We start from the raw sequence: 17,336 nt of genomic DNA, 5'->3' as shown, positions 1-17,336 counted from the left end.
ACAGTTGTGGTTTATGATTTATATTAGAATTGTTGACATTAAAACGAGGACAGAATATGTATGTCATTAGATGTTCGCAACTATTTTCGAGTATACACTGGAAATCGCTTCAATAATTTTCTCGGCTTCATCTATTGTATTATACCTTCCGTATGAGATGCGAATTGTTGATTTCGCTTGTTGTTCAGTCAATCCCAATGCAAGCAAGACGTGCGATGGTGTGTCTTTGCCAGAATTACAAGCAGAACTCGTGGAAACGCATATTCCCTTCATGTCCAGCAAGTGCATAATAGCTTCACCAGAAGCATAAGGAAATGTTACACTCAAAATACCCGGCAACCGCTTTGTGTCTTCGCCATTTATGCAAATTTCAGGAATTGCTTCTTTCAGTCTTTTGATGGTAATCTGAACTAAATCGGATAGCATTTCACTCATCTCAGTAATATTAGCTACACTTTCCTCAAGCGCACAGCCTAATGCAACTATTCCTGCCACATTTTCAGTTCCGGCTCGAAGTCCTTGTTCTTGTTCACCCCCAAATACTAATGGTGGCAATTTCAGACCCGACCGCTTATACAATATCCCAGTGCCTTTCGCTCCATTAAACTTATGGGCAGATGCAGTCAAAAAATCAATTTGCAGGCCATGCACATCTATAGGAATATGGCCTACCGTTTGAACTGCATCAGTATGAAATAAAATTCCCTTCTCATTTAGAAGTTTTCCAATTTCCTCTATTGGCTGAATTGTTCCAATTTCGTTATTGGCAAACATAATAGATACAAGTTTTGTAGTCGGCTTTATTGCCAATTTCACATCATTTACCGAAACACACCCATTGCTGTCTACTGGCAAATATGTTACCTCTACACCGTTTTGCTCAAGTACATGGCAAGCATTCAGCACGGAATGATGTTCAATAGATGATGTAATAATGTGAACTGCCTCACTGCAATAAGCTTCCGCAATACTTCGTAAGACCCAGCTATTCGCCTCCGACCCACCGGAGGTAAATGTGATTTCAGATGGATCAGCACCAATAGCCACAGCAACTTGCTGTCTGGACCGTACAATAGCTCGCCTTGCTTTTGTTCCAAGCGAATATTGGCTTGAAGCGTTTCCATACTCCTCTCTCAAAAATGGAAGCATATTTTCAAAAGCCACATCGGATATTTTTGTTGTAGCAGCATTATCAGCATAAATCACAATTTTACCTCCCTAAAACAGAATACAGCCTTGCTCTTTGAACTCTTCAATCTTTGCTAACAGAAATTCCGTATCCACTTCCAAATATTCTGCAAGGCAATCAAGACAATAGAAATACTTGGAGTTTTTATCAAGCAGCTTCTTGGTCAGTCCGATTTCATTTTTATTTAAATTTTTTTTTCCGCAAACATAACAGTTTTTCTTATCCATAATATTACACCTCTTGTTCTTCTTGGTCGGGTCGAACACTGAATACCGGAATATCCTTACCCCTATACTCTTCATCAAGAACACCAAGTTGATATTTTATGGTATCGCGCATCTTACGCGCTCTATCAAGGCAATACCTCTTGAATTCACGAGCAGTAATATCGCCGGGTTCACGCACATTCGGAAACAGCAACTTAAGATAAGCCGTCGCAATACGCTTAACAGCTTCTGTATCACGTGTATCTGCTGCTTCTGGAACTTCAATAAGCTCATCTACAATAGCACGGTAGCTCATGTCTTCACGCAGTTCGTGAAGTATTGAACAAAAATACTCCGAATTTAATGCCCAGCCCGAAATCTTTAGGTCATCATTCATTCGTGGTATGTTCCAACCTTTGATAAATCCGTGGAATCGTTCTATTAATGCCGATTCATGGAACACAGATGGCAACTCTTCAAACATATTACTATAGCCGTCAGCATCCATTGTTTCTTTCCTAATGTTTCCACAAAGGATAACACCCGCATCAGCAGTTCCTTCATAGTTGCCAACTGTAAAAATACCCGACTCAAGATAGCCTTTTAATGCTGCTCTCATTTCATCTACATCAGTAAATGATATGGTCTGCACTTCGTCAAGGGTTATGAAATCATTCCCTGACACCAGACCAACTGTACGTTTATTTTGGTCGTAGAACATTTTCGCACGACTCATAATACCACCGCTTGAAAGCCATCCATAACGGCTAACACGACCAAAAAGATACGACTTACCAGTCCCCTTCGGAGCAAGTTCTATGAGGTTTAAACGTTTCTCCACAAAAGGAAGCAAACGAGTTAGCATTGTCAGCTTCTTTTCCTCATCACCAAGGTATCCACTTGCGTTGTAGTCTACCGCTCCTAACAGGACATCAATCCACTGGGATGTGCTGAACTCCCTACGGGCATCTTTGTAGTAGTCTATATCAATTGTATATGGACAGAAGGTTTTAAAAGCCGTTAGCTTGATTTTACCTCTGTTTGCTCCTTTGGCTCTATTTTTTTGAAACTCTAAATCATAGTCGTCCGGAGGACGATAGCCTATTTCAACCATTCCCCACGTTTCACGACCGCGCACCAAATCATCCTTACAAGTTTGCCAAACTACATCCTCAATGATTGTATCTTTGCTCGACAGTCCGAAGTCTGGCAAAGCAAAAGACACTTCTCCTGTTTTGATATCAATATCTATAGAAATCTTAGCCAAGAATCTAACACGCTCATGTTCAATTATCACTCGGTTTTTAATGGAGGTCCAGTCATCCTTGCGTGGCAAGTAAGTACGCACAAAATGTGCTACTTCATCAGAATCGAAATGACCGTTCTCGTCCTCAAATTTCTTTAAGAGCCAGTCACGCATAAAAGAGGGCAGACTCAGTGCAGAAAAGAAGTTACTTTTCTTGAGGTCTTTATAGACGACCATTTCATCAAAACAATTTCTGAGTTTCTCTATCATCAAAATTCACCTCCTAAAATACGTCAAACAAATTATCAAAATCGTCATTAGATTTTCCGCTCTTGCCTTGTGCCTTAATCAAAACTTGTCCGATTAAATCATCTCCTGAATAAATATCTGCGGGATAGTCACCAGCACGTTTTGTATCAGGCAGAGCGACCTCATAATGATTCTCATCTGTAGGCAAGGCGATATAACGCTTGCCATTCAATACAAGCGACACATCACTCAGTGGAGTATTGATAAACAATGTTATAGCCGTTCCAGTACGGAAGTCTACTGTTACGCCATCGCCATCCTCCACAAGTTTCACTGTTACATTGGCTTTTTTCAATGTAAGCTCAATAATCGGAACTACTACTTCCTCAAGAGAAGCACCTCCGTGAACCTCAACATTTGCGTCACGGCCTCCTTTGAATCTTCCATAATCAGCAAGAACAATATATCCGCTTTCTTCTGTGGCAAAAGGTAAATCATATGGTTGAAATAACTTACAGCAACGTCCTGAATGCTCGCCCTTGGTATCCGTATCGTATTTTTCTTCTTTACGGCGAAGAACGGCAAGCCGGGAAGCTCCATGGTCACTTGCTATCAAGAAACGCTTACAACGACGTAATGCAAGTTCTGTGGCTGCTCTGTCAATAACCTCAGCAATTACGTCTAATTCCTTAACAAGATGGATAGGCATTTGTTTGTCTGTAAAGTCATACCCCCCCGCCTTCTTATGTTTTATTTCATCAAGTGTATCCAATTTTTCCTTTTTTCCTGTCCAGTCATCGAAGAAGTTTCGATTTATCGAAGTTATAGTTGGCAAATCAGCACGAGCAATGTTTATGGAAATTGAAAGTCCCCGATTGCGTGCTAATTCTGAAATATATGCCAGATATTCAACTCCGAGAGCATCAATCCAAAATAGGAAGGTTTCATTCTTGTCAAAAGTATTGATAATCTCGCTCCTTTGGGGAAGCAGATTATATTTACGAAGTATGGCAAGTTCATCTACCTTAGTTAAAAAATTTTCTTCAAGGGCATTGGAAACCTTTTGGCGTTTATAAGCATCGAAATAGTCGGTCAATAAAGTAGATAATTCGCCACAATTGAATATATACTGCTTTTGGTACGCTTCTAACGCAGGATACTGATCAGAAATTCGTGGAACAAAGCCATTCTTTGCACCCCATGAAATTATTTCTTCTCGCTCTGTTTTCGTACTATCCGTGAGCTTATAGATGCTTTCGGAAGGGTCTTTTCGATTATTGAGTACAAAATCCGCAATATCCGGCTCAGGAAACTTTTCTACAAGGATTTTCCTTTCTGCATAGAATTCTGAAAAATGCTTATCTGTATGAGGAATATCAATTATTTCATTCAATACATTTGCTTTAAAATCCTCAAAGCGACTTGTTTTTTCTGCTACAAATCGAAGGTAGGTATTTTCAAATGTGGTTGCCCTTTGCTTTATTGCTATGAAGTACAACCAGTTTCTAAAATCACTGCCAGAGATACGAGCATAAAAATTCGTTTCAAGGTTTCCGCTATAATCATATTTATCGAAAATTTTATCAAGAGAGCTATCCTCCTGATTAAGTTCCGAAAGCAGCTCAGACCACTGCGTGTCGCTGCCACATGAACGAGGCAGTCTAAAACTGGGAATAGTGAACTTTATACCTTCATAGGCATTGTTAATTCTGTGTATTGTAAACAGGGCATTATCAAGTTGAACGGCTGTGTTGACAACGACATTTCCACACACTCCATCTTCAAGCTTTGAGAGCATAGCTTGAAATCCTTGTTCTGCTGACAGTCCAACAGAAGGGGAAGCAAGGGTAAATGACAAATCACAAACCGCATTGTCTACAACGCTAAAGCGGCGGCTGTCAAAGCGAGGGTCTGCCTGTAAATCTGCAATCTGCGTAACAAGCCCACGCAACACAAATACAACCTTTGCTGCGCCGACATTCATCTCTTTTAGATACGTTAAAACACTTGCTGCTTCGATGTTTCCTTTAAAAGCCAAATACTCACCAAGCCCTAATATGAGCAGCTTTTTGTCCTTTACATTGACATCGGCAGTTTTGATATGCTCAAATAACTCGTCAGTATCCGGAAACTTGTCATATTTGCAAAAGGTACTTACTTTGACAGAAGCAAATCCGAGAATAGACAATTCCTCAACGACAGAAGTAAGCTGTCCATCGCTTACAAACAAAAAATACGGTGTCTTGACAGATGAAGTTAAGTATTTGTTTACCGCTTCCAGTTGCATCTTATTTTCCACCTCCATCTGTTAAAATTTCAATTCCTACTGCCATACTTCCCTTAACAAGTCGTTTAAGATACTGCTTTAATTGTTGTAAATCATCTATTTCATCAATTTTATGGAGAGCTTTATCACTGCCGCCAGAATTATATTCGGCTTCAGCCAGTTGCTTTACTTTATTCTTAACTGTTGGATTCCCGTACCATCCATAGGTATCTCCTTCAATCGACAGGCGTTCAAGTGTATCTCTCACTTTTCCCAGCTCTGGTAGCATTGTGTGGTACTCGCCAATAATGCCACGCACAAAAGCAGCATTACACTTATCTTTATCAGATAAGACATCAAAGAGTTTCGTAGTTTCTAAGAATGCAAGCGCCGCTTTGATTTCAGCATCAGTCCCCCAACTCCTGTTTAGGGTTTCAAATGACTTTTTCGCAATACCAAATTCAGCTTCTGAAACACAGCATAATATAGGTGTTCTATGATGAACTGACCAGTCATGTGGATTTTTTGTTCCTGTTTTATCCCGCCAGAGCTTAAAAAGCTGAGTTTTTAATTGACTTTTACGATATTCCTCTGCAGCTTCTTTAACCTTTGAATTGCAGTCTGTTTTTGTCAATTCATACAAACCTACTACTGACGGACTTCCCTTTACATCGCTGATGTCATTGTCACTCAAATTATCAAGGTAAGGTGCATACACTTCAGCAAAAATTCTTTTGTCATTGTTCAACAAGTCCTTTATTTCTGCACTATGTTCTGTCAACCCCAATAAAAAAACTTTCAGTTGGTCAGGTAGCACATCTGATTGTTGATATATTTTCAAAAGCGTATCAAATACCTTTGAAAGACAAGGGTACTTTATGCGTAGTGCCTCACAGGAGATGCCGAGGAACTTTAAACGCTCACGCCATTCCTTAAAAGCTTCTGACAGCGAATGTGCTGAGGTGTCTAAGATTGTATTGCTTTTCTTTACTATGCCATATTCCGTCAGTAGTTTACGGATTTCATCTTCTCCGGTCTGTTTATCCCATAAGCACGAATGTTTAACTCCAAACAATTTGCGAATGTCAGCAATTACATTGTTTTCTGCACCGATTTCCTTTGCAAGCTCCATAATCTTACCGCCTTCAAACGAACGCAAATATTCTTCCATTCCTTTGCGACAGTTATCGCTTGTCAGCAATACTAACAAATTGTCGGCAAGAGTAGGTTTTGCAGATGCAATTTTCCCAATCCCAACAGCCTCTGTATGTGCCTCTTTGCCTTCTTTTTGAACAAGCTCGATGTACTTTTGAACAACATCAAAAACGCCTAACTCATCAATCTCCTCAAGCCCCCACACAGGCAAACCGAAACCACGCATTTTTACTGCAACCGCAGAAGCCGCTTGTCCGGCGGATGAACATGAATTTGGAGTAATGTTCCATGCTTTTTCCGTAAGCTCATAAAATGCCTTTTCATCAGTAGTCATCTTTACAATGTAAGTTGGCTTCGGTGTCTTTCCTATATAGTTACCTATCATTTCTGCAAGTTTGTCTGGTGTCATAGGCTCATGCCCATTGGATGAATCACTATAACGATACGGCTCGCCACCGTATTCTTTCAACAAGAATCCTGTAATAAACGCAGACAGATTACATGGTGCAAAACCATACTTAACCTCGAGAAAGTTATAGATTTCGTCAATTGAAATCTGCCCATCACGGTTAAAGGCATCCGCAACAAGTTTGTCTATCTCAACTTTGATTTTTGAGATAGGCAAAGCGGATATAACGGAATTTTCCCAGTATTCTTCTGCCTTCCATGGTGCCGGCGAAAGTGTTGGAAGTACCAATTTTTCAATTCCATTTACAGGAGAGCTCTTTGTTACCCCAGTAATACCATAAGTTGCACTGTTCCTGCTTTGAGTAAGCTTTAAGTGGTTTTCATTCAAACCTTTGGTAAAATCAAATGTATATTGAAAACGTGACATCACAATTGTCTGAAGTACACTCGCTACCCCTTGCCCGTTCCCCAGCTTTTCGCCTTCCTGATTCTCATATGTATATACAACAAACTGCCCATTATAAATACGATTTCTCCAGTCTTGGTCTAATACATGGCGAGCTTTTTCTGCGTTCTCCCCTGAAGTCTTATTGCTGTTCCCATTATAGTACATTGCCATTGCGGAAAATTCCACATACTGCTCAAAAGCTTCCATTCCAAGCGGAGTTGAGAGTGCATCTATAAACACAATTTTTTCATATTGCTTATCTGCAACAGCCTCTTTAATTGTCTTGCGGAATCCGGCAGCCTCTGTTTCGTCTTTTGCGAAGGCAATAACGGCATGGAAATTCCAGCCTGTAGATTTATCACGCAAGATATTGATTGTTCGTGTGAAGTCAGTAACTGTTACAGGCGTGATTTTCCCTGTGTTCGGCTCAGATTCAAAACGCAAACGAAGAGCGGGAGAAAGCGACAGCACAGTAGAAAGTCCGCCTTCTGTTACAAGTTTTGACGTTGTATTACTTTCACGCACATTTTTCTTGTGAATGTCAATCTTCGCTTGATCACCAGCAAGTACCGCAGCAGCATAAACATTACGCCCTCCGCTTATTGGTTGGGTAATCAATATACCCTTTTCCTTGAGTCCCTTCGCTATATTTTTACAGGACACATCCAACCCAGAAGAGATACCCTCAAACACATAGCTCAGATTCTGCTCTGTAGCCTTAAATAGTTCAATAGCTCCACTCAATCGTTGGTCAATCGCCTGCATGATAAGTACTGCTTTTAATACAGCTTGCTCATCATCTCTCAAATTTTGTTGCTGAGGGAAGGTGTCTAAAATAAGTCGTATATCAGAAGCAAGATAATCTTTACCATTTTCATAGAAAAAATTCCACAGCATATCTACAGTGAGCAGTGGATGGTCATCTTCGGGACCTGTGGTTTCAATAAACCATTGAAATGCTTTTACATCATCCATGTTTGATGACTTGATGAAATCAAACATACTACGTTGATTTGACTGGAATGCAGAAGCAATGTTTTTTAGTATCAATGCCGCTACAGGGTGAATCGGTACAATGTTTTTCATAACTTGTGGGTCTTCAATCTTCGCCGCTTTCATTACCGCTGTTCTTGAAGCGGCAAGTTGCTCATTCAAATCGCCATCTACTAACACGTTCCAACTATCTTTTGCTGACTGCTTCACATTAAAGGCATGACCAATAAGTTCAAATGCAATGTTGTCAGGAAGAGTTATCTCCGTAAAGTCAAAACGTTGCTTAACTACTTTCCACGACGGGTCTTCGTTAGACATAATATGACCAGTTTGGTGTGTAACGACAATAAGATAAAACGGTATTTCTTGACATAAGGATACGATATTCTGAAATTCGTCCAATGAGTTGTTATTTTTAAAATAACCACTGAACTCATCCCAAACAAATACAATCTTTATATCATTTTGCTTTATAACATCACGAATCCAAGCCTTAAGGCTCTCAGCATCTAACGAGAATGCTGTGATACCATCTTCAGCAAGGCGGAAAAGGTTGTTCATTAGATTTCTTACATCACCACTTCTTTGCAATGCAGACAGCACTTCATCTGCTGTGGATTGCGAGAAGACCGCTGACCATTTTGGCTTTTTCAGCAGTTCTTCAATGATAAACTTATTTTCTTTAATCCAAGCGATTGCATTCTCCTTTAAAGTGTTTTCGCCTAATTTAAGAATGTTATCACTTGAACGCTTCTTATTGGCAGAGATAAGAGCAGCTTTTATACTCTCTTGTATAGCAAAGAAGAATTCGCGAGGAGTGCTGATACCGCCGGAAGCATAGCGATGTGCTGTCACAATACCGCGTGACTTATGACCGAGCAGTTTTTGAAGCAAATCGCTTTGATTTTGCAGTGGCTCATACTTATTCCAATAGTCTTGTAGCTCATCTTCCGGAGCTTCAAGGATTTTTCTGAGTGCCAACGCACACTGGCTCTTGCCTGTGCCGTATGCACCCTGAATCCAAAGAGAACGCTTTGTGCTACCACCAAGCATATACTCGGTCTTTTTCAAAAGACTGATAAATGTTTCGTGTGGATATGTATTATCCCAAGGAGCGCCCGCATTGATTGCAGAGTCATCAATGCAAGGAAAATACGCTTCATCAATATCAAAATACTCACGATACTTGTTGTTAGCCATTTGCTATGTCCTCCTTAAACAAATCAAGTACATCCACTGATGTTTTATCTTCTGCAAGAGTTATTTTTTCAAGGTCATTCGTAAAGGATGCCATAATGAACTCCGGATACCTCGCTGAAAGCCCTAACAGTATGGGTGTCATATCCTCACGGTCAAGTCCGAAAATACGAGTCGGGCTTATCCCATCACGTTCAATACTATCATTGAGAAGAGTCGCAAGGGTAAACTCTTTGTAGTCATTACATTTCTCCGCAAACTTAAACAAACCGTACAAAACCACTCGGGGGTCAGTAACAGAGCATTTTGTCCGCACAAGGTCGCCTTCTTCGGTAACATAGCCGAAGCGTAGAGTTGTTCCAAATGGGGTTTCAGTTAGACGTTTGAAAGCACCACAAATAGACTTGGCTACGGGCGGTTTAACATCATAAGCCACCAGCATATCTTCAGCTTCTTTGCGTATGTAAGTCTTTCCAATATCAAAATTTCTCACATACCATTCAATCTGTGGGTTTTCAAATACAAGATTAAGTAGGATTAATCCTTGTGCTACATCCGTGTCCCAACCGATTGCAGAAACCAACTCAGTAAATTCGCTGACTTTATTCTTTTCAGCTAATTTTGCATCTTTTAAAAGACGCTTAAAAAATGATATTTGCTCTGGTCCTAAATTATGTTCTGAGAAGAAATCATTCTTCTTCTCAAAGAAAGCTGCTAACCATTCAGTTTTAGGCGCATGGTTAGACATTGTGTTTAAACTCCTCATAGGTTTTCCTCCTCCTTGCGGATGACGTAATGAGTGGTATCGTAAACATCCGCTATCTATTTCATGGCACTTATGACATTGAACACAGCCATTTATACTTATTCGGTTGCCAGCAAATTGAATTGCTCCAATTGGGCAGTTAGCTTCACATACTCGGCAACCATTACAACAAGCAGCTTTGTGGAACACTTGGCGGAATAGTCTGCCTAACAGTGGATTTTTCTTTATAACTTCTTCTTTTAATCGAGCAGTATACCCTGTTTTTGTTTCCTGAATTGAAAAATCATCTTTGTCTATATCAATGGTTTTAATCCATTCTTTCCAATCGGAAGCCGGGTTTTCGATTTCAATAATTAAAAATCCATCTTCTATGCGTTCAGAGTAACGGTTTGGATTACCGGCTAAATCCCTACCGTTCTTTCTTGCACTCCATCCACCACTTTTAACATACTCATCAACATTTACGTTGCTTCTTCCATTTGATTGCTTTATGAAGTCAAAGTAGCTACTTACTTCGGTAGTATAGTTTTTAAATTCAACATATCCAGCCTTGCCACCACCCATAGGACAGCATATACAGCCAACTCTTGCACTCCCTTTTTTATAAGCCTCGTTAATTAACACATCATTCCCATATATATAAAGCCATACCTCTGCTGAAGTCCATTCAAGAATGGAATTATGGCTGTATTGACCCTTTATCTTTTTACCGTCATTAAAGTAGTCGTACTCTGCACGGGTGGCACTTTCTTGTGCGCGAACACCCACAAATGCCAATCCTGTATAATCATCTTTTCCTGTAATCTCTCTTAGCTTTAATGTCTGCGGTGTACTTTTATGCACAGAGCAGCACCAACGCAAAGTCCGAGATGGGGGACCAAATAACTCCCATGATTGCTTTGGCTTGAGATGCGATTCTGCGATATAAAACGGTATCTCTTCCTCAATACACTGTAGATGCGTCTTCTTTATAACATCATAGGTGTCAGGGAACTCCATGCCTGTATCACCAAATACCACAACAAAGCTGCCTTTCGGTAATGCCTTTTTAACAAGATCCAGAAGTACTTGGCTGTCTTTACCCCCACTAAATGCCACATGGAAGCAATCGAGCTTGTTTTTGTACTTGGTGTAGATTGCTAATATCTTCTTAACGGTTGTCTGCTCTATAATTTCAAGCATCTCACGGTTTGCTTCAACCATCGCCGCAATATCAACGGGGCGAAGGAAGTTATCATTCGGCTCCGGTTTGACAATATTGAATACATTTCCTTTATTATCAGTAATAGTTGGTTGCTTGTCAGGCAAATCGAATAGTACCTTCTCACTCGTTTTACCGTTAGGGGTTTCCCTATATTCACTGCACAAGTAAGCAAATTGTATTTTAGGGGCAGTATAGAGATTACCGCCTTCTAATTTTGCTACAAGTACACCTCGATACCAGTAGTTATTGGCTTCAGCCCACATATAGGGGACATCATTCTGTTTATCATATTTCCAATATTCATGAAAGCCAAGTAAATCAAGCTCAGCAGCATAAACAGGACGGGGCTCTTTTGAAAAAACCGTAGGTGAGAAATTGAGCAATATCCCACCTGATTTTCGGTCGTAAGTATACGAGTACACGGCTAATCCCTCCTTTCTCGTATGGCTTTCACCATTTCAATTAATTCATCGACCTTTGCATACGACCTCCTGCCAATGTAGCCGTTGCAGCACAGAAAGTCTTCAATCGCTATTTTCTCAAGTTCTATGTTTGAAACAGCAACAGCATCAGCCATTATTTCAATGTAAGATACTATGTAATTTTTACGAACAATTACCCCTGCATTTTTTGAATTTACCGCCAGCACCTCAAAACGAAACCGTTCACTAAATCTGCGACAGTAGCTTTCTAACAAAAACAAATTCCATGCCTGTCCACAATCAGGAAATACCGAAAAAGTAGTAATGCTCCTAAGCGGCAAATAATTATCCTCCACAAACTGGTCAATAACATTATCTATTTCAGACACATTAAATCGGACATATTTCTCAGCAAGAAAGGTGTCCTCATCCACACGAATCATAATCGCATATCCTGCTTCCATAGGAATCCAACGGTGTATTTCTCCCGTCAGCTCTCGTTCGAAATCAAGCAGGTCACGCAACGAGCATTTTTCCAAAGAGCGACAATGCTCTTTCATAATAGATAGTGCATTAAGTATATCGCCCTTTCGTATTATGATTTTACCTCTCTTATCATACTTTTCGGCAAGAACAATAGCAAATGCCGCATTTTGGACTGCCGTAAGTGATAGTTCATAATTGCGCTCTGCGATTTCACTGAGTGGAATATCACTTAACGAGGAGTAACCGTCTTTAAGGTAGGCTGCCGCTACAAAATCAGCAATGGCAATGTGTTCTTCATCAGCAATATCTACTTTACCGATATATGCGTAAACACCTTCCGAATTCCATATGAAATCTCCGTTTTGTGACAAAATATACTTTATCTTGTCAATAGGGATATATGGAAGTCGTTCTGAAAGCTGTTCGCAGCTTAATAGAACATTGTTGCCCCATACACGAAGTACCTCACATCTAATTTTTGCAAGTTCACTTCCGCTTTGCACCTCAAGGGCAAGGTAATTCTTTTTGTGTATACATTGAGGATACAGGCTCATAAGAGTGTTCTTTAACATTTCCTCAGAGATAATGCTCGCCGAAAATAACCAATCCTCATTTTGTTCATAAAAAGTACTATAGAAGACAATTTCAGCGCCTTCATTGATTGCCGAATCAATTGTACTTTTAATTCTTTCTATAGCATCTGTTTGGATAATATACACTTTTCCTTCAAACAATGTGCCAAAAGATAAAATCAACTTGTTAAGCTCTTCATCAGACAGCGTTATCTCTTCGTCATAATCTTCCATTACAAATCTGCGGAAACGCCGCAACTCAATTGGCGAATTGCTTCTAAAACCGTTTTGGAAATGCCCTTCCAAAGTTTTCAGCAGTATATCACTACAAGAAGGGGTTGACTCTTGTTTCGGAGCTTTTACCAACTGTGCAGCAACGTTCTGATTATCATTACCTGCAATGCTTTCTAAATATCGTCTGTAAACCCCTAACCCAGCAGAAAACATACCACTCATGTCACTATTCACTTTTTTATAATTTGGTGCAGTTTTGAAGATGCTCCATAATTTATCCAACTCAGAAACCGTGCAACAAACAAACACATCCCTACTTCCTATGGGAAGAGCAGATAGCTTCATCGGAGCAGAACGCAAACTGCGCATATATTGCCGTACTACTTGTTTTAAGTATAACGTCCCGTTAGCATTTGGTTGAGTTATCAACCACGCAATCACATCTTCGGGGTCGATAACTTTACCTGACTGATTGTCTACATGAACCTGTTCTTTAACCGTAACATCCTCTATAAACTCACCTGTAAGCGACACTTTTTTTATCCACGGTTTTTCTTTCAAGAATTTTAGGTATAACTGTCCGGCAACGATAAATACTTTATATGTACTCCTATCAGTAACTCGTAGCAGTTTAGCTTCCAATAACTTGTTATATACTGGCTTAAAAGCATTGAACTGCATATATTCCCAAATACCGATAACACTAATTTTCTTTTGGATAGAATAATCCGAAATCTTGTCTAAGCAAGAAAGAATCACTTCAACCGAATATTTCTTTGCATTGTCGTCAACAAGCCAATTTGAAAATAATTCTCTCATTGAAACAGATGCCAAGGAAGCCTCTTGAGCAGTAATATTCTTTTCAATATTCAAACGGTTTAATATAGTCATTCCTTAGACTCCTTTCGTAATTTCAGATTCTTTAAGCACATTAACTTCAATCATTCCTAACATCATCCGATGAAGTAAGATAATTACTAAGTTCGCCGGTGTAGATGCCAAAGTGGTCAAGCAAATCACTTGTTCCACTATTTGCACGAAAAACTGACAACAAGGCTACAAAGGTAGTCCAAGTCATAGGTCGCTTCTTTTTTTCGATTTCTATTAAGGTCTGCCTTCCAATTCCTATCTTGTCAGCCAGTTTAGCTTGTGTTAGACAGAGTTTTTTTCTCAGCACAACAAGGTTATCAGTCATAGATGCCATGAGTTTATCTTTGTTAATATCACTATGCACGAATAAATTACCTCCCATAGAAATTGAACAGTTATAAAATATATGATGATAGACAAAATGTACTTATATCATACAAAATATCCTTATCTTCGTCAAGAGGATTTCAAGGAATACTTCATACAAACACCATACCTTCCCGCAAAACAAACCTTTTAGCAAAACTCTATACCTTACGCCAATAAGTGTTTTTCAATCTCCAATCGCCCTATTATCCGCAGTATCCTCAAAATGCAAAAAAAGAGATTCACCAGTCAACCCGGTGAACCCCTCCACACTCAAAATCTTCCGATTTCAAGCCACTTATTCAATTCTTCCGCCGAATAGTATCAATCCCAAAAGTTATCTATTATTCAACGCTGCCTGAGCTGCTGCTAATCTAGCGATTGGCACTCTAAAAGGTGAGCAGGATACATAGTTAAGTCCAATCTTATGGCAGAATTCAACTGACGATGGATCTCCGCCATGTTCTCCACAGATACCAACCTTAAGGTTAGGTCTTGTAGCACGACCTTTTTCAGCAGCCATTTTAACAAGCTGACCAACACCATTTTGATCAAGTCTTGCAAATGGATCTGATTCATAGATTTTTGCTTTGTAGTAAGAATCTAAGAATTTACCAGCATCATCACGTGAGAAACCAAAGGTCATCTGTGTTAAGTCATTCGTACCAAATGAGAAGAATTCAGCTTCTTCAGCAATTTCATTAGCAAGTAATGCTGCACGAGGAATTTCAATCATAGTACCAATATGGTATTCAATGTCTGAACCCTTTTCTTTCTTAACAGCTTCTGCTGTTTCAATCACGATATCTTTTACATACTTTAATTCTTTCTTTTCTCCAACTAGTGGAATCATGATTTCAGGAATGATATCGTAACCTTTTTCAGCTTTCACTTCAATTGCAGCTTCCATCACGGCTCTTGTCTGCATCTTAGCTATTTCTGGATAAGTAACTGCAAGACGGCAGCCTCTGTGTCCCATCATCGGGTTAAATTCATGTAATTCGTCACACTTTGATTTTACTTGTTCCACTGTTAATCCCATATCGGATGCTAATGCTTTAATATCTTCTGGATCAGTCGGAACAAATTCATGCAACGGTGGATCTAAATAACGTACTGTCATTGGCTTTCCTTCAAGAACTTCATACATTCCCTTAAAGTCAGCTTTCTGGAAAGGAATCAACTCATTAAGAGCTGCTTCTCTTGCTTCTACATTATCAGAAAGGATCATCTTTCTAATCTTTGGAATTCTCTCTGCATCAAAGAACATATGCTCCGTACGGCAAAGACCAACTCCCTCTGCTCCTAATTTAACAGCATTTGCAGTATCTTGTGGAGTGTCAGCATTTGTTCTAACTTTCAAAGTTCTATATTGATCTGCCCAGTCCATCAATCTTCCAAAGTTTCCACTTACTGAAGCTTCAACTGTCTTAATATCACCAAGATAAATCTTACCTGTTGAACCATCAAGTGAGATATAATCTTCTTCTACAATCTTATGTCCGCCAAGTTCGAAAACCTTTGCTTCTTCATTGATTTTAATATCACCACAACCTGATACACAAGCTGTACCCATACCACGAGCAACAACTGCTGCGTGACTTGTCATACCGCCACGTACGGTTAAAATACCCTGCGCCGCATGCATACCTTCGATATCCTCCGGTGAAGTTTCAAGACGAACGAGAATGACTCTTTCTCCGCGTTCTCCTGCTGCCTTTGCATCCTCTGCAGTAAAATATACTTTACCTGCTGCTGCTCCCGGTGATGCTGGAAGTGCAGAACCAATTACTTCGCCAGCTTTCAATGCTGCCGGATCAAAGGTTGGATGTAATAACTGATCTAATGATTTTGCTTCAATTCTAAGTACAGCCTCTTCTGCTGTAATCTTTCCTTCATCAACTAAATCACAAGCAATTTGAAGAGCAGCTGGCGCTGTTCTCTTTCCATTACGCGTCTGTAAGAAATATAACTTGCCTTCCTGAATCGTAAATTCCATATCCTGCATGTCTCTGTAATGATTCTCTAATTTTGTGGCAATCTGCATAAATTCTTTAAAACACTCCGGTAAGTCCTCTTCCAACTTGGTAATTGGCTGTGGTGTTCTGATTCCAGCAACAACATCCTCACCTTGTGCATTAATTAAGTACTCACCATAAATTCCTTTTGAACCTGTAGATGGATTACGTGTAAATGCAACACCTGTTCCAGATGTATTACCCATATTACCAAATACCATTGCCTGTACGTTAACAGCAGTTCCCCAATCTCCTGGAATGTCATTCATTCTTCTGTAAACTATGGCACGAGGGTTGTCCCATGAACGAAATACTGCTTTTACTGCTTCCATTAATTGAATCTTTGGTTCCTGTGGGAAGTCATCTCCCATTTTCTCTTTATAAATTGCCTTGTATTTAGCAATTACTTCTTTCAAATCGTCCGCCGTTAAATCAGTATCATATTTAGCGCCCTTTGCTTCTTTTATTTCACCCAAAATGTTTTCGAAGAAAGTTTTGCTCATCTCCATAACAACGTCGGAAAACATTTGAATAAATCTTCTATATGAATCATATGCAAATCTTGGATTTCCAGTCTTTTTAGCAAAGCCTTCCACTGCAACATCATTTAACCCTAGGTTAAGTATTGTATCCATCATACCAGGCATGGAAGCTCTTGCTCCCGAACGAACTGATACTAATAATGGATCTTCTGTATCTCCAAATTTCTTTCCTTGAATTTTCTCTAATTCTGCCAATGCATTAAAAATCTGTGTCTGAATCTCATCTGTAATTTTCTTGCCACTACTATAATAATCTGTACAAGCCTCAGTTGTTACAGTAAAACCTTGAGGAATAGGTAAACCTAAATTAGTCATCTCTGCTAAGTTAGCACCTTTTCCACCAAGAAGGTTTTTCATTTCTGCTTTTCCTTCTTTAAATAAGTAAACCCATTTTGCCATTTTTATAATTCCTCCTAAATGATAATTGTACTTTTGTATATTTAATATAAGACAAAACAAGCTTTGTTTGCCACCAAAACTTTCTGTTAAATCTTATAAT

9 protein-coding genes are annotated in these 17,336 nt (G+C 39.5%); all 9 read right to left on the bottom strand.

Features of this window, described 5'->3' with window-relative positions:
- Positions 1 to 66: 66 nt before the first annotated feature.
- The 9 genes from C8E03_RS06960 to ppdK all read right to left on the bottom strand — a co-directional run bounded on the left by C8E03_RS06960 (position 67) and on the right by ppdK (position 17,236).
- Complete coding sequence (locus C8E03_RS06960; protein WP_207657789.1) at positions 67 to 1,206, bottom strand: cysteine desulfurase family protein; 1,140 nt, start codon at positions 1,204 to 1,206, stop codon at positions 67 to 69.
- A 12-nt stretch (positions 1,207 to 1,218) separates the two neighbouring features.
- Positions 1,219 to 1,416, bottom strand: a complete 198-nt coding sequence (locus C8E03_RS06955; RefSeq protein ID WP_110290605.1) for a hypothetical protein — start codon at positions 1,414 to 1,416, stop codon at positions 1,219 to 1,221.
- 4 nt (positions 1,417 to 1,420) lie between these two features.
- Entirely contained in the window at positions 1,421 to 2,911 is a 1,491-nt protein-coding gene (gene brxL / locus C8E03_RS06950) for a BREX system Lon protease-like protein BrxL (RefSeq protein WP_110290604.1), read from the bottom strand.
- A 13-nt stretch (positions 2,912 to 2,924) separates the two neighbouring features.
- Positions 2,925 to 5,177, bottom strand: coding sequence for a BREX-4 system phosphatase PglZ (gene pglZ / locus C8E03_RS06945; RefSeq protein WP_170122924.1), 2,253 nt, complete (start codon positions 5,175 to 5,177; stop codon positions 2,925 to 2,927).
- Between the two features lies 1 nt (position 5,178).
- Positions 5,179 to 9,360, bottom strand: coding sequence for a hypothetical protein (locus C8E03_RS06940; RefSeq protein WP_110290602.1), 4,182 nt, complete (start codon positions 9,358 to 9,360; stop codon positions 5,179 to 5,181).
- The gene (locus C8E03_RS06935) at positions 9,353 to 11,749 is read right to left on the bottom strand and encodes a phosphoadenosine phosphosulfate reductase domain-containing protein (protein WP_110290601.1); all 2,397 of its coding nucleotides are present in this window, start codon (positions 11,747 to 11,749) and stop codon (positions 9,353 to 9,355) included. Before C8E03_RS06935 ends, C8E03_RS06940 begins: the two co-directional genes overlap by 8 nt.
- 2 nt (positions 11,750 to 11,751) lie before the next feature.
- On the bottom strand, positions 11,752 to 13,932 hold the full coding sequence (locus C8E03_RS06930) for a hypothetical protein (RefSeq protein WP_110290600.1): 2,181 nt from the start codon (positions 13,930 to 13,932) through the stop codon (positions 11,752 to 11,754).
- Between the two features lie 46 nt (positions 13,933 to 13,978).
- Positions 13,979 to 14,245: a helix-turn-helix transcriptional regulator gene (locus tag C8E03_RS06925; RefSeq protein WP_170122923.1), complete on the bottom strand. Its 267-nt coding sequence runs from the start codon at positions 14,243 to 14,245 to the stop codon at positions 13,979 to 13,981.
- Between the two features lie 369 nt (positions 14,246 to 14,614).
- Positions 14,615 to 17,236 carry a pyruvate, phosphate dikinase gene (gene ppdK / locus C8E03_RS06920; RefSeq protein ID WP_110290598.1) on the bottom strand — a complete coding sequence of 874 codons (2,622 nt, stop codon included), beginning with the start codon at positions 17,234 to 17,236 and terminating at the stop codon, positions 14,615 to 14,617.
- Positions 17,237 to 17,336: the final 100 nt, after the last annotated feature.

Origin of the sequence: Lachnotalea glycerini (assembly GCF_003201285.1) — a bacterium.
Lineage (GTDB): Bacteria > Bacillota > Clostridia > Lachnospirales > Lachnospiraceae > Lachnotalea > Lachnotalea glycerini.
The sequence above is the reverse complement of the archived record's forward strand: the minus strand, read 5'-3'. Positions and strand labels throughout refer to the sequence as shown.

What these genes read in the sequence shown, in the direction of transcription:
- C8E03_RS06930 (WP_110290600.1), bottom strand. Translation starts at nt 13,932, where the DNA reads ATGACTATATTAAACCGTTTGAATATTGAAAAGAATATTACTGCTCAA.
- pglZ (WP_170122924.1), bottom strand. Translation starts at nt 5,177, where the DNA reads ATGCAACTGGAAGCGGTAAACAAATACTTAACTTCATCTGTCAAGACA.
- brxL (WP_110290604.1), bottom strand. Translation starts at nt 2,911, where the DNA reads ATGATAGAGAAACTCAGAAATTGTTTTGATGAAATGGTCGTCTATAAA.
- ppdK (WP_110290598.1), bottom strand. Translation starts at nt 17,236, where the DNA reads ATGGCAAAATGGGTTTACTTATTTAAAGAAGGAAAAGCAGAAATGAAA.
- C8E03_RS06955 (WP_110290605.1), bottom strand. Translation starts at nt 1,416, where the DNA reads ATGGATAAGAAAAACTGTTATGTTTGCGGAAAAAAAAATTTAAATAAA.
- C8E03_RS06940 (WP_110290602.1), bottom strand. Translation starts at nt 9,360, where the DNA reads ATGGCTAACAACAAGTATCGTGAGTATTTTGATATTGATGAAGCGTAT.
- C8E03_RS06925 (WP_170122923.1), bottom strand. Translation starts at nt 14,245, where the DNA reads ATGGCATCTATGACTGATAACCTTGTTGTGCTGAGAAAAAAACTCTGT.